This window comes from uncultured Roseobacter sp., assembly GCF_947496515.1.
Taxonomy (GTDB): Bacteria; Pseudomonadota; Alphaproteobacteria; order Rhodobacterales; family Rhodobacteraceae; genus Roseobacter.
Genome location: NZ_CANMDB010000009.1, coordinates 163335 through 185368, shown reverse-complemented (window position 1 = coordinate 185368; position 22034 = coordinate 163335). Strand labels below are relative to the sequence as shown.

Annotated in this window: 20 protein-coding genes; 3 read left to right on the top strand and 17 right to left on the bottom strand. The window is 62.8% G+C overall.

Annotation, left to right across the window (positions count from 1 at the left end; all coding sequences use genetic code 11):
- Positions 1–12: 12 nt before the first annotated feature.
- From Q1A53_RS16210 to Q1A53_RS16155, 12 genes are all read right to left on the bottom strand, one after another.
- The gene (locus Q1A53_RS16210) at positions 13–1011 is read right to left on the bottom strand and encodes a 4-hydroxythreonine-4-phosphate dehydrogenase PdxA (protein WP_299968682.1); all 999 of its coding nucleotides are present in this window, start codon (positions 1009–1011) and stop codon (positions 13–15) included.
- The gene (locus Q1A53_RS16205; protein ID WP_299968681.1) at positions 1011–1718 is read right to left on the bottom strand and encodes a GntR family transcriptional regulator; all 708 of its coding nucleotides are present in this window, start codon (positions 1716–1718) and stop codon (positions 1011–1013) included. The genes Q1A53_RS16210 and Q1A53_RS16205 overlap by 1 nt, the downstream gene beginning before the upstream one ends.
- Before the next feature lies 1 nt (position 1719).
- The gene (locus tag Q1A53_RS16200) at positions 1720–2631 is read right to left on the bottom strand and encodes a dihydrodipicolinate synthase family protein (RefSeq protein WP_299968680.1); all 912 of its coding nucleotides are present in this window, start codon (positions 2629–2631) and stop codon (positions 1720–1722) included.
- Positions 2632–2740: 109 nt separating this feature from the next.
- On the bottom strand, positions 2741–3916 hold the full coding sequence (locus Q1A53_RS16195; protein ID WP_299968679.1) for an L-rhamnonate dehydratase: 1176 nt from the start codon (positions 3914–3916) through the stop codon (positions 2741–2743).
- Positions 3917–3919: 3 nt separating this feature from the next.
- Positions 3920–5416, bottom strand: coding sequence for a tripartite tricarboxylate transporter permease (locus tag Q1A53_RS16190; RefSeq protein ID WP_299968678.1), 1497 nt, complete (start codon positions 5414–5416; stop codon positions 3920–3922).
- A 5-nt stretch (positions 5417–5421) separates the two neighbouring features.
- Positions 5422–5862 carry a tripartite tricarboxylate transporter TctB family protein gene (locus Q1A53_RS16185; RefSeq protein ID WP_299968677.1) on the bottom strand — a complete coding sequence of 147 codons (441 nt, stop codon included), beginning with the start codon at positions 5860–5862 and terminating at the stop codon, positions 5422–5424.
- 77 nt (positions 5863–5939) lie between these two features.
- Positions 5940–6884 carry a tripartite tricarboxylate transporter substrate binding protein gene (locus Q1A53_RS16180; RefSeq protein ID WP_299968676.1) on the bottom strand — a complete coding sequence of 315 codons (945 nt, stop codon included), beginning with the start codon at positions 6882–6884 and terminating at the stop codon, positions 5940–5942.
- Between the two features lie 458 nt (positions 6885–7342).
- The gene (gene cynS, locus Q1A53_RS16175; protein WP_366872817.1) at positions 7343–7801 is read right to left on the bottom strand and encodes a cyanase; all 459 of its coding nucleotides are present in this window, start codon (positions 7799–7801) and stop codon (positions 7343–7345) included.
- Positions 7802–7811: 10 nt separating this feature from the next.
- Positions 7812–8297 (bottom strand): nuclear transport factor 2 family protein, encoded by a 486-nt coding sequence (locus Q1A53_RS16170; RefSeq protein WP_299968674.1) that lies wholly within the window; start codon positions 8295–8297, stop codon positions 7812–7814.
- 6 nt (positions 8298–8303) lie between these two features.
- Positions 8304–9209, bottom strand: coding sequence for an ABC transporter ATP-binding protein (locus Q1A53_RS16165; protein WP_299968673.1), 906 nt, complete (start codon positions 9207–9209; stop codon positions 8304–8306).
- A gap of 10 nt (positions 9210–9219) precedes the next feature.
- Positions 9220–10053, bottom strand: coding sequence for a nitrate ABC transporter permease (gene ntrB / locus Q1A53_RS16160; protein WP_299968672.1), 834 nt, complete (start codon positions 10051–10053; stop codon positions 9220–9222).
- Complete coding sequence (locus tag Q1A53_RS16155) at positions 10053–11441, bottom strand: CmpA/NrtA family ABC transporter substrate-binding protein (RefSeq protein WP_299968671.1); 1389 nt, start codon at positions 11439–11441, stop codon at positions 10053–10055. Before Q1A53_RS16155 ends, ntrB begins: the two co-directional genes overlap by 1 nt.
- A gap of 190 nt (positions 11442–11631) precedes the next feature.
- On the opposite strand from Q1A53_RS16155, the gene Q1A53_RS16150 reads away from it, so the two are divergent.
- Positions 11632–13476, top strand: a complete 1845-nt coding sequence (locus Q1A53_RS16150; RefSeq protein WP_299968670.1) for a sigma 54-interacting transcriptional regulator — start codon at positions 11632–11634, stop codon at positions 13474–13476.
- A 6-nt stretch (positions 13477–13482) separates the two neighbouring features.
- Here Q1A53_RS16150 and Q1A53_RS16145 read toward each other — a convergent pair whose 3' ends face one another.
- Positions 13483–14502 (bottom strand): prolyl oligopeptidase family serine peptidase, encoded by a 1020-nt coding sequence (locus Q1A53_RS16145; protein ID WP_299968669.1) that lies wholly within the window; start codon positions 14500–14502, stop codon positions 13483–13485.
- Between the two features lie 143 nt (positions 14503–14645).
- Between Q1A53_RS16145 and Q1A53_RS16140 the strand changes: the two genes are divergently transcribed.
- Positions 14646–15650 (top strand): AraC family transcriptional regulator, encoded by a 1005-nt coding sequence (locus tag Q1A53_RS16140; protein WP_299968668.1) that lies wholly within the window; start codon positions 14646–14648, stop codon positions 15648–15650.
- Here the strand turns inward: Q1A53_RS16140 and Q1A53_RS16135 are convergent.
- Together Q1A53_RS16135 and Q1A53_RS16130 are read right to left on the bottom strand one after the other, a co-directional pair.
- Complete coding sequence (locus tag Q1A53_RS16135) at positions 15622–17547, bottom strand: nucleoside-diphosphate sugar epimerase/dehydratase (RefSeq protein ID WP_299968667.1); 1926 nt, start codon at positions 17545–17547, stop codon at positions 15622–15624. The two genes, Q1A53_RS16140 and Q1A53_RS16135, sit on opposite strands and share 29 nt — an antisense overlap.
- Before the next feature lie 230 nt (positions 17548–17777).
- Positions 17778–18206, bottom strand: a complete 429-nt coding sequence (locus tag Q1A53_RS16130) for a heme-binding protein (protein WP_299968666.1) — start codon at positions 18204–18206, stop codon at positions 17778–17780.
- Between the two features lie 66 nt (positions 18207–18272).
- On the opposite strand from Q1A53_RS16130, the gene gndA reads away from it, so the two are divergent.
- Positions 18273–19688 (top strand): NADP-dependent phosphogluconate dehydrogenase, encoded by a 1416-nt coding sequence (gndA, locus tag Q1A53_RS16125; protein ID WP_299968665.1) that lies wholly within the window; start codon positions 18273–18275, stop codon positions 19686–19688.
- Between the two features lie 169 nt (positions 19689–19857).
- Here the strand turns inward: gndA and Q1A53_RS16120 are convergent, their stop codons facing one another.
- Together Q1A53_RS16120 and Q1A53_RS16115 are read right to left on the bottom strand one after the other, a co-directional pair.
- Positions 19858–20781, bottom strand: a complete 924-nt coding sequence (locus Q1A53_RS16120) for an SMP-30/gluconolactonase/LRE family protein (RefSeq protein WP_299968711.1) — start codon at positions 20779–20781, stop codon at positions 19858–19860.
- A gap of 102 nt (positions 20782–20883) precedes the next feature.
- Positions 20884–22032, bottom strand: a complete 1149-nt coding sequence (locus Q1A53_RS16115; protein ID WP_299968664.1) for a substrate-binding domain-containing protein — start codon at positions 22030–22032, stop codon at positions 20884–20886.
- Between the last annotated feature and the right edge of the window lie 2 nt (positions 22033–22034).

Here is a 22034-nt window from a genome sequence, read left to right as displayed (position 1 = left end):
GGTTTGCCGCGCTCAGGCCGCGGCCCGCGCGTTACTCGCCATGCGGACCAGCAGTTCAAAGGCCTGTCGCGTGGCGCTCACATTGGCAATGCCCCGCCCTGCGATGTCGAAGGCGGTGCCATGGGCGGGTGTCGCCACCGGGATCGGCAGACCGCCCGCGATCGTCACGCCGCGCTCGAACCCCATCAGCTTGATCGCGATCTGCCCTTGGTCGTGATACATGGTTACCACCGCATCGACCTCGCCGCGCTTGGCCTTGAGGAAGACGGTGTCCGACGGCCAAGGCCCGGTCACATTCATCTGCCGGTCCTGGAACGCCTTCACCACGGGTTCGATCACGTCGATCTCTTCCCGCCCGAATTTGCCGTTATCTCCGGCGTGGGGGTTGAGGGCGGCGACGGCTACATGAGGCCGGGTCTTGCCCGACTGGGCCAGCGCCACGTGGGCCAACTCCACCGCGCGCTCGATGCCGGGGGCGTCGATGCTGGCCGCCACGTCTTTCAGCCCGATATGGCTCGTCACCCGCGTGGTCATCAGATCATCGAGCACGTTGATCTCGGAATGATAGCCCTCGAACCCGAGATAGCGCGCCATGTAGCGGTGTTCGTCCTCGGCATTCAGCCCGGCGGCGGTCATCGCGGCCTTGTTGAACGGCGCGAACAGCACGCCATCGACCACGCCCGCCTGTGCCAGATCCAAGGCCTTGTCGAGACAGCGCAGCGAAGTGGTGCCACCGGCAACGGTAACTTCGGCGATTTGCACTTCCTCGGGCGCGATGGTGGCGAGGTCGAGGTGCGCGAGACCGGTAAAGCTGCCCGCTTGCTTTTCATCAATCGTGTTGAGCGTGATCTCCGCGCCTGCCTGCGCGGCCCCGCGCCGCCACAGATGCGCATCGCCCACCAGCAAGATGTCCGCCGCCTCCTGCACGCCGTCTTCCTGCAGGAGCTTAGCGATCAACTCCGGCCCGATGCCGGAAGGATCGCCGGGCACGATCGCAAGTCTGGGACGCATCAGGGGGTCTCCTCATCTGTCTCGGCGCGGGCCGCGGCGATATTCGCCTCGGCGGTGCGCAAGTGGTTTTGCAGCGCGCGGCGGGCGGCGCGGGCATCGCGCGCCTTCAGCGCCTCCACGATGTCCAGATGCTCCTGTCGCGTGGCCTCCCGGCTCGCGACCCGCTGGGAGGAGAGAAACCGCACCCGCCAGAGCCGGGCGTTGTAGCTCGCATGGGTCTCGCGCAGCGCGGCATTGCCGGAGGCCGCGACGATGGCCTCGTGAAACCGCATGTCGGCGCGGAAGGCTTCCAGCTGCCCTTGGGTGTCGCGCGCTTCCTTGATGGAGGTGTTGATCCGCTCGATCTCCGCCAGCTGCGCGTCGCTCGCCAGATCGCAGGCAAGCTCACCCGCCAAGGCCTCCAGCGCGCCCTGCACCCGCAGCCAGTCGTTGATCTCGGAGAGCGAGGGATCGGCGACGCTGGGCCGCCGGGTGGGGCCGTAGACGATGAGCCCCTCGCCTTCGAGGATGCGCAGCGCTTCTTTCAGCGGGGTGCGGCTGATCCCGAAGGCCTCCGCCAGATCGCGTTCGCGCACCGGCATGCCCGGTGCCAGCTTGCCCAGCATGATGAATTCGCGCAGGTGGTCTGCCGCCTCCGTCGCCAGAGACTGGCGCGGCTTCAGCTCCACAAACGCGCGCAACTCATTGGTCCAGGCAGGCTCGCTCATCTCACTTTCCCCATCTCAGCACCAGCGGATCCAGCGGGCGCAACAGGTCTATCAGCCGCGCGCGGATCGCGGGATGCAAGGGCGGAATGGGATGGCGGCAGAATTCCGATGCGATCACACCGCCCTCCACCATCGCCGCCTTGCAGGACTGCCAGCCGCATTGCCGGTTCTCGTGGTTGATGGCCATGGCGACGCGGCCGTAGGCCTCTGTTGCACCCTCCACGTCACCCGAATGGTGTTTCGTGATCACCGGCTTGATCTGATCGACGATCATGCCGCTGGTCATGGAGCCTGTGGCGCCTGCATCCAGATCGGCCAAGAGGGTGATCGCCTCCTCCCCGTCGAAAGGCGCTTCGATGGCGTCGCCGCCAGCCTCGATCAGCGCGCGGATCTTGTTCGCCGCGCGCGGGCATTCGATCTTGAAGAGCTTCACCGCCTCGATCTCACACGCCATGCGCACCAGGAGCGGCACGGGCAGATCGACACCGGAGAGCGGTGCGTCCTGCACCATGATGGGGATGCCCACCTCGCCCACGGCGGCGAACTGCTCGAAGCTCTGCTCCGGCGTGCCTTTGAGCAGCGCCCCGTGATAGGGCGGCATCATCATCACGATGTCCGCACCCAGATCCTTGGCAAAGCGCGCGCGTTCCACCGCGATCTGCGTGGCGTAGTGGCTGATGGTGACGATGACGGGCACCCGGCCCGCCACATGCTCCACGCTGAGCCGGGCCAACGTCTCGCGCTCCGCGTCCGAGATCAGGAACTGTTCTGAGAAATTGGCGAGCACGCAAATGCCGTCCGCGCCCTGATCGATGAGGCAATCGAGCACGCGCTTTATCCCCTCCAGATCGAGGCTGCCATCGTCATGAAAGGGCGTGGGTGCTACGGGCCAGATGCCGGAGTAGGTGGTCATGGGGTTCCTCCGTTTGTCGGACACGCAACGCGCCCCGGACCTGACCCGGGGCCTCTGGCGGCGGCTGGCAGGAGGCCCCGGGTCAGGTCCGGGGCGCGGCGGTCTTGTGTCATTCGGTGATCTCGAAGTGGTCCAGATGTTTGTCGGTGATGGAAATGCCCAGCCCCGGTGTATCGTCGCTGAGCTGCAGATAGCCGTCTTGCGCCTCGGCGTCGCCCTCGAAGATATAGTAGAAAAGCTCGTTGCCCACTTCCACGTCGAAGACGGGGAAATACTCGCTGATCGGGCAGTTCGCGTTGGCCATGGTCAGGTGATAATTGTGCATCTGACCCGCGTGGGGGATCACTGGGATCTGGGCTGCCTCGGCAATCGCGTTGATCTTCTGTGCCGCCGTGATACCGCCCACGCGGTTGGTGTCGTATTGCAGCACGCTCACGGCCTTGCGCTGAATAAGCTCGTTGCAGCCCATGATGCTGAACTCATGCTCGCCACCAGAGATCGGCACGATCCCCATGGCGTTGAGCTCCGCGTAGCCTGCCACATCGTCTGCAATGACCGGCTCCTCCAGCCAGCGCGGCTCGTATTGGGCGAGCTTCGGCAGCATCCGCTTGGCATAATCGAGGTTCCAGCCCATGTAGCACTCGAGCATCAGATCGACGTCATAGCCCAGTACCTCGCGCAGCGCTTCCACGCGCTTGAGGTTCTCGCGCATCCCCGCCATGCCATCTTTCGGCCCGAAACCAAAGCGGGATTTGAAGGCCTGATAGCCGTGGCGCGCCGCCTCTTCGGCCTCGCGCTGCATCGCCTCGACGCTGTCCGCGTAGAGTTTGGAGTAGTAGACCGGGATTTTTTCCTTCGTGCGCCCGCCCAGCAGTTTGAAGACAGGCTTTCCCACCAGTTTGCCCATCAGGTCCCAGATGGCGATGTCGATGGCGGAGATGGCGGTCATCCCGATCCCTTTGCGGCCCCAGGCATGGGTCCGGCGGTACATCTTTTCCCAAAGATAGGCGTAGTCAAACGGATCCTCGCCAATGACCAGTGGCGCGTACCAGTCGTCAATCGCCTGTTTCACCACCGTGGGGGCGAGGGCCGCGTTGCCGATACCGATAGTGCCATCCTCTGCTTCCACCTCGCAGGTCAGCCACTGGTGAAACCGGAAGGACGCCATCGCATCGCCCTTGATCCACAGCGCGTCCGAGGCGTTGGTGCAGAAGTTCCCCTGCGGCGGCACGGTCGGCCCGGTCCAGTTCCAGACCCGTGTGCGGATGGATTTGATCTTGGTCATCGCTTACTCTCCGGTAGAAACCATGGGGTCGCGCTGCTTGAAAAGCCGCCACAGGAAGGGGCCGAACAGGGCCAGAACGGTCAGCGCGAAAAACAGCAAGGTGAGGGGGCGGGTAAACATCAGCCACCACTGGTCATCCAGCATGATCAGCGACTGGCCGAGGCGTTTCTCCAGCATCCCGCCGAGGATCAGGCCAATGGCCAGCGGTACCACCGAATAGCCAAAGCGCCGCATGAAGTAGCCGATCACCCCGGCGCCGAGCGCGATGTAGACATCCAGCATGGATTGGTCGAGCGCGTAGCCACCAACAATGGAGAAGGTGAACACGATGGGCCAGAGGATCTGCACCGGGACAAAGGTCACGCGGGCAAAGATCTTGGCGCCGAAGAGGCCGACGAAAATGAACATGACGTTGACCAGCAGCATCGCCCAGAAGATCGCGTAAGCGAACTCCGCCTGTTCGGTGAACATGGTGGGGCCGGGCTGCAGACCGTGCACCATCAGCCCCGCGAGGATCACCGCCGCCGTCGGACTGCCCGGAATGCCGAGCGCCAGTGTGGGCACCATAGCCCCCCCGGCGGCGGAATTGTTGGCTGCCTCCGAGCCCGCGATCCCCTCAATGGAGCCCTTGCCAAACTCTTTGGGTGTCTTGGACCAGCGTCGCGCCTCGTTGTAGCCGATCATGGAAGCGACGGTGGCGCCCTCGGCCGGCAGGATGCCGATGAACGTTCCGATGCCGGAGGAGCGCAGGATCGTGCGCCAGACCTTTTGATAGTCCGCCCGTGACGGCAGCTTGATCGCTTTCATATGAACCTGACGGCGCTTGACGCTCAGCCGTTCGGCCTGCACCAGCAGTTCCGAGATGCCGAAGATCCCGATCATGACGGGCACGAAACCAATGCCCTCGGAGAGTTCGTTGAAGCCAAAGGTAAAGCGTTCCACCGTGGTCAGCAGGTCCTTGCCCACCGTGGCCAGCAGCACGCCAAAGGCCCCCGCGATGATGTTCCTGAGCGGTGTGCCGTCGCCGATGGTGGCCAGCATCGAGATGCCGAAGACGGTCAGGGCGAAGTACTCCGGCGGCGCGAAGTTATAGGCCATCCGCGCCATCAGCGGCGCGGCGAGCATCAGGCAGATGACAGAAATGATGCCCCCGATGGTCGAGGAAATCGTCGCCATCCCCAACGCACGGCCCGCCTCGCCGCGCTGTGCCAGCGGGTAGCCGTCCAGACAGGTCGTCGCACTGGCAGAGGTGCCCGGCGTATTTATCAGGATCGCGGTGATGGCACCCGCAAAGGTCGCCGCACAGTAGATCGTCGTCAGGATCGCAATCGCCGGGATCGGATCCATGGTGATGGTAAAGGGCAGGAGCAGCGCGGCCCCGGTCGTCGCGTTCAACCCCGGCAGCGCGCCGATGATCACCCCGCCCAGCGTGGCGGCAAAGAGCAGCACCAGAAGACCGGGATCCATCAGCGCCATCAGACCTGCAATGAGTGGTTCCATGAGGGCTATCCGTACCAGAGGTTGGTCAGCAGGCCGCGCGGAAAGCGGATGCTGAAGACCTGATCAAAGAGCAGGAAGACAAGCGCGGGGCTGATCAGCGCGACGAGGCCGATGGCCCAGATCCGCCGCTCGCCCCACATGAAGGCAAGCGCCCCAGCGAAGACACCCAGCCCCAGAAACAGATCCACCTGTGCTGCCAGCGCAAAGAGCCCGAAGAGCCCAAGGCTGATCCAGACGGCAGACGGCACCGGGTCGCGCACGATGGGGCGGTCAAAGAGCATGACCAGCACCGCCAGCGTGACAATCAGGATCAGAACCATCTGCGGGAAATCCGCAGGCTGCATCCCGCGCAACAGGATCGGGGGGACCCGGTCGAACTGCGTGCTGAGCCAGTAGGTCAGCAGGCAAAAGGCGATGATCCCGCAGGGAACGGCGTAGCGTGTCATCTCGGAGATCCCGACAAGCTGGAGAGAAAGGACCGGTCCGCCACGTTCTCGCGGCAGACCGGCGACCGGCACAGTAGTTACTCGATAAAGCCCAGCTCGCGCAGTGCGGCATCCATATCCGTCTGCATGGAGGTCAGCTGGCTGCCCCAGGTCTCCGCATCGGCGACCGAGCTTTCGTCCAGACCAACGGAGGTCAGAAAGCCTTGGTAGACCGTGTGGTCCATGGCCTTCAACAGCCCCTCTTCGAGCTTTTTGGCCACGTCATCGGGCGTGTCCGCATGCACGACAAAGCCCCGCACGGTGGAGAAGTTCGCGTCGATCCCCAGCTCCTGCGCGGTAGAGACATCCGGCAGACCGCTCATCCGCTCCGGCGCCAGCACCACGATGGGGCAGATATCGCCCGCGTCGATCTGCGAGCCTGCTTCGGCGAGGTTCAGCACCGCAACGTCAACCGCACCCGCAACGAGTTGCGTGGCAAGCTCACCCCCGCCCTCAAAGGGAACGATCTTGGGTGTTGCCAGCTCGCCGCGGCGCGCGAACATGAAGGCGGAGACATCGTCAATGCCGCCCAGATGGGTGGTGCCGTAGGTCAGCGGTTCATCTTTCTGCGCGGTGACAAAGGCTTCGGCGCTGTCATAGACACCGCAGCGCGTCATCAGGATCTGCGGATCGTCGGTGCCGCGCGCGATGGGGCGCACGTCTTCGAGCTTCATGTCGGTCTTGCCGAGCGCGACCGTTGCCGAATGGCCGATGGTGAAGGTCAGGATGCTATGCCCGTCCGCCTCTTGTTCGAGGTAGTAGTCCATGGCCGAGGCACCGCCGCCGCCGCGCTTGTTGACGACGACCATATCGCCGCCCAACTCGCGGCGGGCGCGGATCATCATCATTCGCGTGGTCACATCCGTCCCGCCGCCGTTGCCGGCGTGGGTGATCACCTCGATGGTTTTCGAGGGGAACTCCTCGGCCGCCAGATCGCCGCCCACGATGGCCGCAGCCGCCGCAATGGCAAATAATTTCTTCATTGGTTTTTCCTCCCTTGGATCTGCGCACTGGGGCGCCCTGAGGAGGGTATAAATCAATATTCGATATTTTGGAATACCAAAATATCAGAAAGATATTTTGACATGCCGTGCCGAGTTAAACCGGGGAACTAAAGCTCAGGGGACAGGAAAGACAGGTCCGCAAAGTACTGAGGGCATCGCCCGACCTGGAGGGCGTTTCGCAACAGCTCGGCGGCGTCGGGAAGTGCAAACAGACCATATGTCAAGCTACTTGCAACCCTTGAAATCGCCCTCGTTTGCGAAAAGCAAACCTCCGGTTTGACGGGGAGGTCGGGCGATGCCCGGCCTTTGGGCCGGGCGGAGGGTTGAAGCGACGCGCGTTAGGACAACCGTATGCTGCTTGCTGGCGCAAACAAAAAGGCCGCGGGGCAATCCCGCGGCCATTCCATCTGCAGAACGCCAACCCGGCGGCGCTGCTGCTACCAGCTGTTGTAGCCCAGAAACTTGCCCGACATCTCAACCTTCACCCGGTCGCCCTTGGGGTGCTCCACCCGGGTCACCGACATGTCGAAATCAATGGCCGACATGATGCCATCTCCGAATTTCTCCTGGATGATCGCCTTCAGCGTCGGGCCATAGACGCCCACGATCTCGTAGAAACGGTAGATGCAGGGATCCGTCGGCACGGCCTGCTCCCAGATCTTGGTGGGGCTTTCGGCCAGCACCTGCTCGGCCTCCTGCGGCAGCCTCATGGTCGAGACCATCAGCGCCGCCTTGTCAGGTGGAAAGGCGTTCATACCCATCGCCGCCGAATGGGTCCAGATCGGCGACATGTCGATCTTTTCGGCGATTTCTTCCCAGGTCAGGCCCGCCTGTTTCTTGGCGGACAGGATCATCGCTGTTACGTCCTCTTTGGTCATCTCGGTCATTTGGGTCATATCCTTCATCTTACAGTCCTAATTCTGTCAGTCCGGGGTGATCGTCGGGCCGGGGGGTTCCTTCCGGCCAGTGAAACAGCCGCGCGTCCACCGCAATCGGCACATCGTTGATGGAGGCATGGCGCTCGGCCATGTAGCCTTGGGCGTCAAAGGCCCAGTTCTCGTTGCCATGGGCGCGGAACCACTGACCGCCCGCGTCGTGCCATTCGTAGCAGAACCGCACGGCGATCCGGTTGCCCTCATGCGCCCAGATCTCCTTGATCAGGCGATAGCCGTTCTCCGCCGCCCACTTGCGCTGCAGAAATGCCTCTACCTCCGTGCGCCCGTTCAGGAACTCCGACCGGTTGCGCCAGCGGGTGTCGGGCGTATAGGCCAGCGCCACCTTCCCGGGATCGCGCGTGTTCCACGCGTTCTCGGCCATGCGCACCTTGGCCACCGCCTCTTCATAACTGAAGGGCGGCACCGGGGGCCGGGGCAGCGTATCGCTGGTGCTCACGCCCTCCTACCCCTCAACCGCACGCAAGCGCGGCGCAGGCTCGGGGTCTTCGCCCTCAGGCTCTTCGGTCATCACGATCCGCACGGGCTTGGGGTGCTGATTGACCGTTGGTTCCTGACCTGACAGCTCTGCCGACCGCTGCGCGAGGAAATGCACCAGATGGTTGCGGATGGCGTAGTAGTTGGGGTGCTCGACAATGTCATTGCGCACCCGCGGGCGCGGAATGGTGATCTCCACGCTCTCGGCCACCTGCGCCATGGGTCCGTTGGTCATCAGCAGGATCCGGTCGGCGAGCAGGATCGCCTCGTCGATGTCGTGGGTGATCATGAACACCGTCTGATCCGTGTCGCTCCAGACCTTTATCAGCTCGTCCTGAATGGTGCCGCGGGTCAACGCATCGAGCGCACCGAAAGGCTCATCCAGCAGCAACAGCTTCGGCTCATTGGCGAAGGCCCGCGCGATAGAGACACGCTGGCGCATCCCCCCTGACAACTGGCTGGGCTTGCGGTGGATCGCATCGCCCGTCAGCCCGACCTTGGCGAGGAAGGCAGTGGAGTGTTCGATGACCTTGGCCTTGCTCCACCCCGGAAACCGGGCAGAGACGCCGAAGGTGACGTTCTTCAGGGCCGTGAGCCACGGCAATAGGGAGTAGTTCTGAAACACCACGCCGCGGTCGAGGCTGGGGCCGGACACATGCCGCCCGTCCATCTTGACCACGCCGCTCGTGGGCTCGGCAAGCCCCGCCAGTATATTCATGATGGTGGACTTGCCGCAGCCGGAATGGCCGAGGATGCAGACGAACTCACCCTTTTCGATGCCGAAACTGGCGTTTTCAAAGACAGTGAACTCCCCGCCCTTGCCGTCCGGATAGCGTTGGGTCAGTTGCTCGATACTCAGGAAAGACGTGGCCATGCGCTGGCTCCTATTCGGTGTAGGCGACCGTGCGTTGCAGCAGGCCGAACATGGAATCGAGCAGCATGCCAACGATGCCGATCATGAGGATGGAGAAGATGACCGAGGTCAGGTCGAGATTGTTCCACTCGTTCCAGACGTAATAGCCAATGCCGGTGCCACCCACGAGCATCTCTGCCGCCACGATGACCAGCCACGCGATCCCGATGGAGATGCGCATGCCCGTCACGATGGTTGGTGCCGCGGCGGGCAGGATCACGGTAAAGGCGGTCTTGAGCGCACCCAACTCATGGGTCCGCGCCACGTTCACCCAATCCTCGCGCACGCCGGCCACGCCAAAGGCGGTATTGATCAGCATCGGCCAGATCGAACAGATGAAGATCACGAAAATCGCGCTCGCCTCGCTGTCCTGAATGACGAAAAGCGCCAGCGGCATCCAGGCCAGCGGCGAAATGGGCCGCAGGACCTGAATGAAGGGGTTGAGCGCCTTATAGGCCACCGACGACATCCCGATAAGGAACCCCAAGGGGATCGCAATCAGCGCTGCCAGCAGGTATCCCGCCAGCACGCGGTAGATGGAATAGCCGATTTGGATGCCGATGCCCTTATCGTTGGGACCGGCGTCGTAGAACGGGTTGGAGAGCTGCTCCCACGCCTTGGCGAGCACCTGACTGGGTGGCGGCACACCGGCTTTTGGCTGGCCCGCTCCGGTGAGCAGCTCGTATTCCGTCAGCTCACCAGCGGCTTTCTGCGCGGGGATCGACAACTCCCATATCAGGCAGCCGACCACCAGCAGCAGCACCGACAACAAGGCCGCGCGCTTGTTCTCCGACAGCGTGCCCATCAGTTGGCCTTGATGGCAAAGCTGTCCACATAGGCCTCGGGCTCGGCTGGATCAAAGGTCTTGCCCATGATGGTGTGGGATTTGTAGGTCTCTTCCGGCGCGTCGTAGCCCAGCTCGGTCATGATCTTGCGCGCATCGGAGGCGAGGTAGACCTGCTCGGCCACTGCCTTGTAGTCGATGTCGCCCTCGATATAGCCCCAGCGTTTCATCTGAGCGAGGATCCACACGCCCATCGAATGCCAGGGGAAGGGGTCGAAGTCGATCCGGTCAGGTACCCGCTGCACCTCGCCCAGACCGTCGGCATAGGTGCCGGTCAGCACCTGCTGCACCACCGTGACCGGCTGGTTGAGGTAGTTGGTGGGCGAGATCGCCTCGGCAATCTCCACCCGGTTGTCGGGGTCGGAGGCATATTGCGTCGCGTCGATGATGGACTTCAGCAGCGCGCCGTAGGTGTTGGGCAGCTCTGTTGCGAAACTCAGCGGGGCGGCAAAGGCGCAGCAGGGATGCCCCTCCCAGATCTCCTTGGTCAGGATGTGGATGAAACCGATGCCCTCGAACACCGCGCGCTGGTTGAACGGATCGGGCGAAAGGTAGCCGTCCAGATTGCCCGCGCGCAGGTTCGCCACCATCTCCGGCGGTGGCACCACGCGGATCTGGATGTCTACATCCGGATCCAGCCCGAATTCCGCCACGTAGTAGCGCAGCAGGAAGTTGTGCATGGAGTACTCGAACGGCACCCCGAAGGTGAAGCCTTTCCACTGCTTGGGGTCGCGCTTGTCGAGATGCTCATTGGACAGCACGATGGCCTGACCGTTGATGTTCTCGACGGCGGGCATGATGTAGGGCTCCGCGATGGAGCCCGCGCCCAGTGTCATGGCCAGCGGCATCGGCGTCAGCATGTGGCTGGCGTCGTACTCGCCCGACAGCGATTTGTCGCGCGCCACGGCCCAGCCAGCGGTTTTGATCACCTGCGCGCTCAGCCCGTAGCGTTCGTAAAAGCCCAAGGGCTGCGCCATAATGATCGGGGTCGCACAGGTGATCGGCACGAACCCGATGTTCAGATCCGTCTTTTCGGGTGGACCCAGATCATCGAGAAGGGCCGCCTTGGCCTGCTCCAGCGGGAAGACCGACGCCAGTGCGGCCGCCGCTGTGGTCCCGCCGATCATGCCCATGAAAGACCGACGCCCGATGTCGCTTTGACCAAAGACGGAGCAGACAATCGCGCTTTCCACCGCACGCTCCATCATCTGATCGCTGGACATATGATGCGGCTCCACATGCCCTGCGTCATGCCCGTGACCGGACAGGCAGCCGTCACAGCCGCAGTCGGCACCGTGGCGCAAATCGGTTTTATCGGAGAATGGATTGCCTAGGCTTTTGATAGTCATCTGGACCCCCTGACCTGTTTTGAGGTCAGCTTGTCATGCGATCAGACCCGGGCAAAGCGGGTGCGGACACCGCTCAATAACTAGCACCCGATTGAAAAATATGACTATTTTATTGGCAGATATAACGAGATATCGTGATCGACGAGATTTCGTGTGTGTACCCCACCCACCGCGCTGACACGGTAGGTGCATGCTCGATCACCCCGATTCCGACCACGCCGTCTCAGACCACGCTCTGCCGACACTGATGCTCGACCCGCAGACAGACAGGGTCACTGCCAGCAATGCCGCAGCACAGGCGCTGTTTGGCGGGCAGCGGCTCGGGCATGCTTTTTCGCAGATCCTGATCTCGGACGTGCCAAGCATGGCGATCTTTCTCGAAGCCGTCGCGCATTACGGCAGCCGTGTGGAGCGGATGCTGTCCTTTCGCGGGGCCGATGACCGAGCGCTCAGGCTCCAGACCTACGGGCTTCAGCGGGGGCAGCGCCGGGTGCTGCTCAGTTTTCTGGATCTGGACGAACATGACCGCCGTAACCACGTGGCCGAACTTGATAGTCACCAGCGCGCGGGCCTGACCCGCTGGCAAAACATCTACGGCTTTTTCCGCGAGGTCGAAGCACAGAACCGCCTGATCCTGGAGGCAGCGGGCGAAGGGATCTACGGGATCAACGCCTCCGGCAAGGCGACCTTTGTCAACCGCGCCGCTCAGGAGATGCTCGGCTGGTCGTCGGAGGATCTGATCGGACGCGAGCTGCATTCCATCATCCACCACAAGCACCTGAACGGCGAGCATTTCCCCGCCCATGAATGCCCCATCTACGCCTCGTTCCGGCGGGACGAAACGATGCGCGTGGACGACGATGTGTTCTGGCGCAAGGACGGTCGGCCCATCCTCGTCGAATATGTCTCTACCCCGATCTACGATCACGGGGTGCTGGCCGGTGCGGTCGTGATCTTTCGCGATGTGACAGAGCGCAAGGAAAACGAACGCAAGCTGCGCGAGGCGTTAGCCGAGGTCGAGACCCTGACCCACAAGCTGGAGCAGGAGAACGAGTATCTGCTGACGGAGATCCGGTCAGCCCGGTCACACACAGGGGTGGTGGGGGTCTCACCGGCCGTCAAATCGCTCAACACGCAGATCGATCTGGCCGCAAAGAACGATGCCCATGTTCTGGTTGCCGGACCGCCGGGGTCGGGCAAGACGCTGACCGTCTCTGCGATCCACGAGGCGAGCACCCGCCACCGCCGCCCGTTGGTGCGGATCCGCTGCGACAATACCGAAGCCGCCACGCTGGAAGCGGAGCTTTTCGGCTACCGTCGCGGGGCATTTCCCGGTGCGGCACGCGATGTGACCGGCAAGCTGATGATGGCGCACAACGGCACCTTGCACCTGGACGAGATTGCGGATCTGCCGCGCGCTCTGCAGGGCAAGCTGCACGATGTCTTGCAGAACGGTCGTTTGCGGCGGCTCGGGGATGGCACCGATACGCCGGTCTCGCTCAAGGTCGTGGCAACCACCTCGCGCGATTTGCTGGCAGAGGTTCGTGCCGGGCGATTCCGGCAGGATCTTTACTTTGCGCTCAGCGTCTTTTCGATCACCTGCGTATCGCTTCGCGACCGGCCCGAGGATATCCCCTATCTGGCCAAGCATTTTCTGGACCGGACGACCCGCCGGTTGCGCCTGCCCGCGACGCGGCTGTCCAAGTCCAATATCGACGCGCTGCAGGGGTACGACTGGCCCGGCAACGTGCGCGAGCTGGAGAATGTGATCGAACGGGCAGCCATTCTGGCGCAGGGCGGGCGATTGAAACTGGATTTCAAGCTGGCCGCGGACGGCGACGTTCTGCAGAACGATATGGTGCTGAGCTGTGCCGAACTACGCACACACGAACTGCGCAACCTGCAAAGCGCACTGCGCCGGGCGCGCGGCAAGGTGGCTGGCCCAGGTGGGGTCGCGGCCATGCTGGGCGTCGCGCCCACCACGGCCTACTCCAAGATCAAGGCCTTCGGTGTGGATCCTGCGGATTTCCGGTAGCCTGCCCTAAAGGCCGAAGTGATCCGCAATAGCCTCGATGATCTGTTGCAGAACCTGCGCGCGGTCCGTCCCGGGCGGATCCGTGCAGACGGGATCATCCTGTTCTTCGACAAGGATGGCGGCACCACGCGGCGTACACAGGCCAAGGACGCTGAAATGCGTGGCGGGTGCAATTGTGATTGCCACAGCCTCGGGCACCAGCGCCTCGAAACCGCTGCCGGAGGGTCCGGTATCAGTCGCCCTGAGCCGGTCAGCCCCTTCACCCAAAGCAATCAGCAGCATCTTTGCCGAGGCCTCACTCAGATCCTCCTTGGCAAGGCCCCAGGTCAGCCCAGGGTCAATGGCGGCGACCGCCTGCACGCGGGGATCGCGGTAGGATCCTTCATAGCGGGTCTCGTCAATTGCTCTGATATCAACGCCTGCACGCTCCAACATGGCGCAGAACTGCGAGCCCGCGCCCGCTGCCTCGCAATACTGAAAAAATCCTGCGCGACTCCCCCGGACCCCGGCCAGAGACAACGCAGTCCATCCGCCGTAGGAAAAGCCCGCGGCATAGATCCTGCCGTGATCCACAAACGGTGCAAACTCCGGGTCCTGCAGCAGCCAATCCAGCGCGGCAGAGAGATCTTGCGCCCGTGTCCAGTGATGGAACGCAGTGTCGAAATTCACATCAAAGGTCGTGCTGCCGGGGTGGTTCACCGCCACCACGATCGCGCCCTTTTCCGCGAGCGCCGCCCCTAACCAGGCCATCCGTGCGGCATTGCCGCCCCAGCCATGGGACATCACCACAACCGGGTACCGACCGGGCAGCGGTCGCGCGTCCTTCAACACCGGGGTGCCGAAAAACACCGCGTTGCCGCCCAGCGTGCCTGCCTGCCCCCCGATGCCCGGAAAGAGGACCGTGGTTTCCAACCCCGTCTCGTGGTGCTGGACGGACAATCGCCGTTCGATCACGCCCACATCGTCCGCATTGGCGGTCACGGTCGCAAGCACGCTCAGCACCAGCGCGTGGCAAATATATCTCACAAGATGTCTCCCGGTATGGTGTGTCAGGCCCATTACCCACGCGCAAGTAACCCGATGCGACCTGAATCCGGTTTCAGGTCGTTGAGATCCCGTTTTAGAACGTGGAGAAGGAAGCTGCCCCAAAAGAGACACCCGTAGACCGCATGCCCGTCCTCCCCGTTCCGCTGATCATCGCGCTGGTCCTTGCTGGCCTGTTTCTGCACCGGCTGTTGACGAAATCAACCCCATGGCCGGTGCTGGCTCTGATCGGGTTATGCGCCGTGCAAAGCAGCCTCACAGCGCTGGTTCACTACTACGGCCTGACATCGCTGAGGGTGCTCCAGCCCATTACGGCGACGATCATCCCGGCGATCTGCTGGCTGGCCTTTCGTCAGGCAACGGTGGGCCCGCTGCGATGGCCGGAGATGATTTGGCACGCGGCAGGCCCGGTGACTGCTCTCATCTGCCTCGTGGTCTTCCCCGGGGGCCTTGACGTGCTCATACCGCTGGTCTTTGCCGCCTATGGCGCGGCGATGCTGGGCAGGCTGCGCCGGGGCGAAGACGCACTCACGCATAGCCGGCTGGAGAGCGGGCGTCTGCCGCTGACCGTCTGGCGGTTCCTCGCTCTGGCCCTGATCGCCTCCGCGGTCAGTGACGTGATCATTGCGGTGCGCCTGGCAGAAGGGGACCGGGACCTGCTGCTGTGGCTCCCGAGCCTCTTTTCTGCCACTGCGCTGATCATTCTGGGCACGCTCGGCCTGTGGCACGCCATCGACAGTCAAAGCCCTCCGGGCGATCGCGAGGCCCTCTCAGACGAGGACAAAGCACAACACGGTGCTGTTCTGGACAGCCTCGACAGCTACATCAGCCGACATGCGCCGCATCTTGATCCCGACCTGACGCTGGCCCGGTTGGCACGCAAGCTGCGGGTGCCGGAAAAGCGGCTTTCCGCTGCGATCAACCAGAGCACCGGTGAAAACGTCTCACGTTACATCAACGGATACCGGATCCGTCATGCCTGCACGCTGCTGCAGGAGGGCACGTCCGTGACCCAGGCGATGCTGGCCAGCGGGTTCAACACGAAATCGAACTTCAACCGGGAATTTCTGAGGGTGACGGGCCAAGCGCCCCGGGATTGGATCAAACGAGCGTCGCCGCAACGGGGGTGAGCTCTTTGTCCGTCTGCTCCTTTGGCTCGGACCGGAGCGCGCCATTGGTGTAGCCATCCACGGTCTCGACAAACAGCGCGCGGATCGCATCGGGATCCTGCGCAGCAATGGCCGCGCGCAGGCGGCTCAGCGCCTCCGTACAAATGTCACTATCAGGGCAGGTTTCGCGCGCACACATGATCTTGGGATGCGGCGTGGCAATCTGGTTCTCTCCGATCAGAAGCTCTTCGTAGAGCTTTTCGCCCGGGCGCAGGCCCACAAACTCCACCGCGACATCACCGTCAGGGTTGGCGGCGGTCCGTTCTGTCAGTCCGCAGATGCGGATCATGTTCCGCGCCAGATCAACAATCTTGATGGGCTCCCCCATATCCAGCAGATAGACCTCGCCGCCCTTGGCAAAGGTTCCCGCCAACAGCACCAGCCGCGCCGCCTCGCCCAGGGTCATGAAAAAGCGCGTGACCTCGGGGTGTGTCACCGTCAGCGGCCCACCCTTGGACAGCTGTTCGCGGAAAAGCGGAATCACAGAGCCGGAACTATCGAGCACATTGCCAAAGCGGACCATGGAAAACACCGTACCTGGATGGCGCTTTTGCAGATCCTGCACCAGCATCTCGGCAAATCGTTTGGTCGCGCCCATCACGTTGGTCGGACGCACAGCCTTGTCGGTAGAGATCAGGATAAACCGTGCAACCGCTGTCTCCGCGCAGGCCTCTGCGGTGACATAGGTGCCGAGCGCATTGTTTCGGGCCCCGACGACTTCGTTATGCTCGACCAGTGGCACATGTTTGTAAGCGGCGGCATGCAGCACCACCTGAATGCCGTGATCGACAATGGCGCGTTTAAGCACGTCTTTTTCCAGAACGGATACCAGGATCGGGATGATCTCGCACTGCGGATGCGACGCCCGCAGCCTGCGCTCGATGCTATAAAGCGCGAATTCGCTGTGATCGACCAGCACCAACCTGGCCACAGGGACAGAGCATAGCTGCACACAGAGTTCCGACCCGATCGAACCGCCCGCACCCGTAACCAACACGTTTTGACCGGCATACGCCGTGGCAATCTCCGGCAGATCCAGCGACTGCGGCAATCGGCCCAGCAGATCGTCGATGCTCACGTTCTGCACCTGCGCTGTCAGCGGCTCACCGGTCACGAAGTTCAGGAAATGCGGCAACGTGCGCAGCGTCACGGGATACTCGCTCAATCCGCGCAGGATCTCCTGTTTGCGCGCGCGGGACGTGGAGGGCATGGCCAGGATGATCTGGGTGATACCCCGCGTACGGACGAGTTTGCCGATGTCCCCCGGGCCGTACACCCGCAGGGCGCCGACCAGAACCTTGCGCAGCGAGGGGTTGTCGTCAATGAAGGCAATCGCCTCGGCGCCGGCGAACTCGCGCATTGCGTTGGCCAATTGAAGCCCTGCCGCGCCTGCACCGTAGATCAGGACACGGTCCTGCCCATCCTGACGGGGGGCTCTTCGAGCGAGCGCCTGACCGAGCAGCACGCGCACGCCAACCAGTCCGACCAGCAAGACGGGTATCATGATCAGCGGGGCCGAGCGCGGGACCAGCCAAGGCCCCCAGTAATTGTAGCAGAAAAAACCGGCACCCAATACCACGGAAAAGACAACCAGTTGCCGTACCCCGTGCATGTTGAAGGCGCGCATGGATACCCAAGGGATCGCCGTCAGAAACGAAAGGGCCGTTCCCGCGACCCATAGGCCGAGCAACGTCGCGCCGAAGCCCTGCCAGTAAAATCCCAGATCGAACGTGCTGATCCGCAGGGCAACCGCCAGATAGAGCGACAGCGCAATGATCATTGCGTCCAGAATGAGGACAAGGCCAACCTTGCGGCGTCGTTCGAGGCCGACAAGGAATTGTATGGCTGCGATCGTCACGTTTTTACCTGCCTGCTCCGCAATGCCGTGTCTGTTTCGCCTTGGACGCACGACCGACTTTCGATGGAGACCCTTTATTCACTGCTCTCTTTTGCCTGATTTGACGTCACAGTGCAAAGCGGTATCAAGAGATGGTAACCGCAAAAGGCGAGTTGATCCGCTCGGACACAACCGAACCGGAGACACGCCAGCGCGCTGAATTGATCCTCAGATCCGACCTGCCTTGCGGCTCACGCACCAAATGCGCCGGTTTCCGCACCGATCTTGCGCAAGGCCGCCATCGCCACATCCACATCCTGCTCGGCAGAGCCGGACCCGACACCGATGCCGCCCACGCACTGGCCGTTCATCAGGATTGGCAATCCACCGCCCAACCGCGTCACGTGATTGTCCGTGGCGGCCGCAATCGCCGGGCCGACCGCTTCGGGAATGGCGTCGCTGGGCGCGCGGATCGATGCTGCTGTGCGCGCCTTGCTTTCTGCGCTCTTCAAACTGAGAAATTTCGCCCCGTTCATGCGGATCTGACCCAAGGCGACCCCGCTGGCATCAACGATCACGATACACTGCGGCTGGCCGATTTCCTCGGCGCGGGCGACAGCGCTCTGCAACATCGCAAGCGTCGCCGCATGGGTCAGAGTGGTGGCGTTTGCAATATACATGGCTTCCATCTCATTGAACTCTTTGTTATCGGTAACATAACAAAACACACCGGGAGAGGAAAGCGGATGTCAGCAGCAGAAATCGGCGTGATCGGATTGGGAACGATGGGTGCCATGCTGGCGCTGAACATCGCGGACAACGGCTTTGCTGTCGCTGTGCACAACCGCACCACCGCACGGATCCCGGAGTTCATGGATAAGGCGGGCGATCTCGCACCCCGGATCTCGCCGCATGACACGCTCGAAGACTTCGTTGCAGGGCTGGCACGCCCGCGCAACATTATCCTGATGGTCCCCGCTGGCGAGGCGGTGGATGCGCAGATCGCGCAGCTGCGCCCGTTGCTGGACACGGATGATATGATCATCGACGCGGGCAACGCCAATTTCCACGACACACAGCGGCGTGCAGCGGAGGCGGACGCGGCCGGTGTACCCTATCTGGGCATCGGTGTCTCCGGCGGCGCAGAAGGCGCGCGGTTTGGCCCGTCCATCATGGGCGGTGGGACGCAGGAAGCCTGGGACCGCGTGGGCCATATATTGAGCGCCATCGCCGCCACCCATGAGGATCAGCCCTGCGCGACATTCATGGGCACCGGCGGCGCAGGGCACTTCGTCAAGACAGTGCACAACGGCATTGAATACGCCGACATGCAGTTGATCGCCGAAGCCTATGGGGTCATGCGCGACGGGCTTGGCAAGCAGGCCGCCGAGTGCGGCGCAGTCTTTGACGATTGGAACACCGGCCCGCTGCAAAGCTACCTGATCGAGATTTCCGGCAAGGTGGCCGCGGCCACCGACCCCGTCACAGGCAACCCGATGCTCGACATGATCCTGGACCGGGCGGGACAGAAAGGCACCGGCCGCTGGACGGTCATCGAAAGCCAGATGCTGGGCACCGCCGTGCCGGTGATCGAAGCCGCCGTTGTGGCGCGCAACCTCTCCGCGGCGCGTGATCTGCGGCTTGCCGGAGTGGAGGCTTTCGGCACATCGGACCGGACCATCGCTGCCGAGGCGCTCAGCCTTGATGATCTCGAACAGGCGCTGATCGCGGGCAAGGTTCTTTGCTACGCGCAGGGTTTCGAGCTTTTGGCCAAGGCCAGTGCGGACTACGGCTGGGATCTGCCCATGGCCGAGATTGCCGAGGTCTGGCGCGCGGGCTGCATCATTCGCTCTGCCATGCTCAACGACATGGCCTCGGCCCTGTCGGACGCACCGGAGCGGAACCTGGCACTGGCGCCGTTCTTCCAGCAGATCCTGAAGGACAATATGTCCGGTCTGCGCAAGGTGACGACCGTGGCCATGGGCGCGGGACAGCCGGTGCCAGCGCTTGCGGGGGCGCTGTCGTACTTCGACACGCTGACCAGCGCGCGGACGACGGCGAATATGCTGCAAGCGCAGCGCGACTACTTCGGTGCGCATAGCTTTGAACGGGTGGATCAGCCCGGGGCGCACCACGGGCCTTGGCTGAACCAGCATCTTTGAGACGGCTACCGCTGGGGGGGTACCTGAAAACGGGGGTGCCCCCCCTCTCGGCGGCGTTGCGCCGCCTGTCAGGCGAGGGGCATGAGTTTTCCTGGCAAGATGAAAGAGCAAGGGCCGCGCGCGCAGTTCTGCCTTGGTGCGTGGACAACGGCGCCAGCACGCACCCGTCTCAGAGTGGTGAGACACCGTTGACGTCGAGAAAAACCGAATAGAGCGAGGTGGTGCCCGCGATGAAGAGCCGGTTCAGCTTGGGTCCGCCGAAGCAGACGTTGGCGACCAGTTCGGGGATATGCACTTTGCCGATCAGGGTGCCGTCAGTGTTCAGACAATGCACCCCGTCCGCGGCAGAAGTCCAGATCCGGCCATCGCGGTCGAACCGGAAGCCGTCAAAGACACCGGCGGTACACTCGGCAAAGACCTCGCCGCCGCTGAGGGTGCCATCCGCGCTGACACTATGGCGGCGGATATGTTTGGGGCCACCTGGATCATGGGTCACGCCGGTGTCGGCGATGTATAGCTCGGTTTCATCGGGCGAGAATGCCAGCCCGTTGGGTTTGACGTAATCGTCCACCGCGATCGTGATCTCGCCCGCAGGATCGACGCGATAGACGTGGCAGGCGCCGATTTCACTTGTCGCACGCTCACCTTCGTAGTCCATCAGGATGCCGTAGCTGGGATCGGTGAACCAGATCGAGCCGTCGGACTTTACCACCACGTCATTGGGGGAATTCAGGCGCTTGCCCTCGAAACTGTCGGCGATCACGGTGATACTGCCATCGTGCTCTGTCCGGGTTACGCGGCGGGCCAGATGTTCGCAGGACACCAGCCGCCCCTGTCGGTCGACTGTGTGACCGTTGGTGTTGTTGGAAGGCTGGCGGTAGGTAGAGACACTCCCGTCGGTCTCGTCAAAGCGCAGGATCCGGTTATTCGGGATATCTGACCACAGCAGGTAGCGCCCGGCGGCGAACCAGACGGGACCTTCGGACCAGCGCGCACCTGTCCAGAGCCGCTCCACCCGGGCGTGGCCGATGAAACACGCCTCGAACTCGGGCGCGATCACCTCAAACCCTGTGCCTTCAATCTCGCCGTACATGACCGTCCCCCCCTGAGTTGCCGCGCCTTTGTCGGCGCTCATGGTCGTTGAATCAAGAGGACCGGCGCGAAACCGGTCCTCTTTTCGTGCTTTAGGGCCGGCTCAGCGGTCCAGTGCGCCGACACCGGAGAAGCGGAAGGCTTCCTGTTCCAGCGCGTCGATTTCCTCGGCGCTCATCTGGTCGTGCGCCACGGTGATCCGGCCGAGGAAGACGAACGGCAGCTCATCGCTGCGTCCTTCCAGATCGGCCTTGATCGCCTCGGCCGTAGCGGCACCCACATCGTCACCCATGCGCATCGGTGTGGCGTCAAGCTCACCACGGCGGATGGCATCCAGTTCAAGACCGGTGCCGCCCCAACCGGTGGAGAAGATCTCTTTCTCCTTGCCGACAGACACCTGTGCTTCGACCGATCCCATGGCCATCGCGGTATTGGCGTTGTGGATGATTGTTGCCTCAGGGTAGGACTGCAGGATCAGCGATGTGCCCGCAAAGCCACCTTCGCGCTGATACTCGCCGTAGTGTTCGTAGACGGTGGTCCAGCCTGCTTTCTCCTCCACACAGGCCTTGAAATCACCGGAGCGCTGATTGTCGGTGATGCCTGGGATGCCGCGGTTCATCGCCATGGTGACGCCTTCGCCCAGACGCCCGATCATGTAGTCGCACATGGTCAGGGCACCGGCGGCAGAGGAGAAATCGAACCAGGCTGCAGGCTGATGCTCAAGGTCCTTGAGCGGCGTATGGAACGCCCAGACATAGGTTGTCAGATCTTCGGTTTCAGCGGCCAGTTTCGAGATGTTGTCAGCCTGGACAGCCAGTTCCGATGGGCCGAAAATGACATAGTCGTAGATGTCTTTGTCCAGAACCACCTGATTGGCATAGGTCGTCTGCAGCGAATGCTCGATCTGGCGGGAGGCGAACTCGGTTGTCTCGTATTCGATCCCCAGCTGGTCCAGACGCTTTGTCATGGCCAGATAGTTGCGCGCCCAGAAGTCCGACGTGTCGGATGATGGATAGATCAGGGCGATCTGCACTGGCGCATCCTGCGTGCCGCTGAATGTCACTGCGTCGCCGCCAACGACGGCTTGCATCGCTTCCAGCTTGCCTTCGGCGTTGACCTCGTCGGGGACCCAGTAATCACGTTCTGCGATGTCGGGCAGTTCCTTCAGCGGGAGTGTCGCGTGGCCATCGGCCAACGCGCTCGTGCCAAAGACGACCGACGCAACCAATGCTGTTGTGGTCATAAGTTTCATTA

Coding starts and splice junctions, on each gene's coding strand:
- Q1A53_RS16210 (WP_299968682.1), bottom strand. CDS start 1,011: ATGCGTCCCAGACTTGCGATCGTGCCCGGCGATCCTTCCGGCATCGGG.
- Q1A53_RS16205 (WP_299968681.1), bottom strand. CDS start 1,718: ATGAGCGAGCCTGCCTGGACCAATGAGTTGCGCGCGTTTGTGGAGCTG.
- Q1A53_RS16200 (WP_299968680.1), bottom strand. CDS start 2,631: ATGACCACCTACTCCGGCATCTGGCCCGTAGCACCCACGCCCTTTCAT.
- Q1A53_RS16195 (WP_299968679.1), bottom strand. CDS start 3,916: ATGACCAAGATCAAATCCATCCGCACACGGGTCTGGAACTGGACCGGG.
- Q1A53_RS16190 (WP_299968678.1), bottom strand. CDS start 5,416: ATGGAACCACTCATTGCAGGTCTGATGGCGCTGATGGATCCCGGTCTT.
- Q1A53_RS16185 (WP_299968677.1), bottom strand. CDS start 5,862: ATGACACGCTACGCCGTTCCCTGCGGGATCATCGCCTTTTGCCTGCTG.
- Q1A53_RS16180 (WP_299968676.1), bottom strand. CDS start 6,884: ATGAAGAAATTATTTGCCATTGCGGCGGCTGCGGCCATCGTGGGCGGC.
- cynS (WP_366872817.1), bottom strand. CDS start 7,801: ATGACCCAAATGACCGAGATGACCAAAGAGGACGTAACAGCGATGATC.
- Q1A53_RS16165 (WP_299968673.1), bottom strand. CDS start 9,209: ATGGCCACGTCTTTCCTGAGTATCGAGCAACTGACCCAACGCTATCCG.
- ntrB (WP_299968672.1), bottom strand. CDS start 10,053: ATGGGCACGCTGTCGGAGAACAAGCGCGCGGCCTTGTTGTCGGTGCTG.
- Q1A53_RS16155 (WP_299968671.1), bottom strand. CDS start 11,441: ATGACTATCAAAAGCCTAGGCAATCCATTCTCCGATAAAACCGATTTG.
- Q1A53_RS16150 (WP_299968670.1), top strand. CDS start 11,632: ATGCTCGATCACCCCGATTCCGACCACGCCGTCTCAGACCACGCTCTG.
- Q1A53_RS16140 (WP_299968668.1), top strand. CDS start 14,646: ATGCCCGTCCTCCCCGTTCCGCTGATCATCGCGCTGGTCCTTGCTGGC.
- Q1A53_RS16130 (WP_299968666.1), bottom strand. CDS start 18,206: ATGTATATTGCAAACGCCACCACTCTGACCCATGCGGCGACGCTTGCG.
- gndA (WP_299968665.1), top strand. CDS start 18,273: ATGTCAGCAGCAGAAATCGGCGTGATCGGATTGGGAACGATGGGTGCC.
- Q1A53_RS16120 (WP_299968711.1), bottom strand. CDS start 20,781: ATGTACGGCGAGATTGAAGGCACAGGGTTTGAGGTGATCGCGCCCGAG.
- Q1A53_RS16115 (WP_299968664.1), bottom strand. CDS start 22,032: ATGAAACTTATGACCACAACAGCATTGGTTGCGTCGGTCGTCTTTGGC.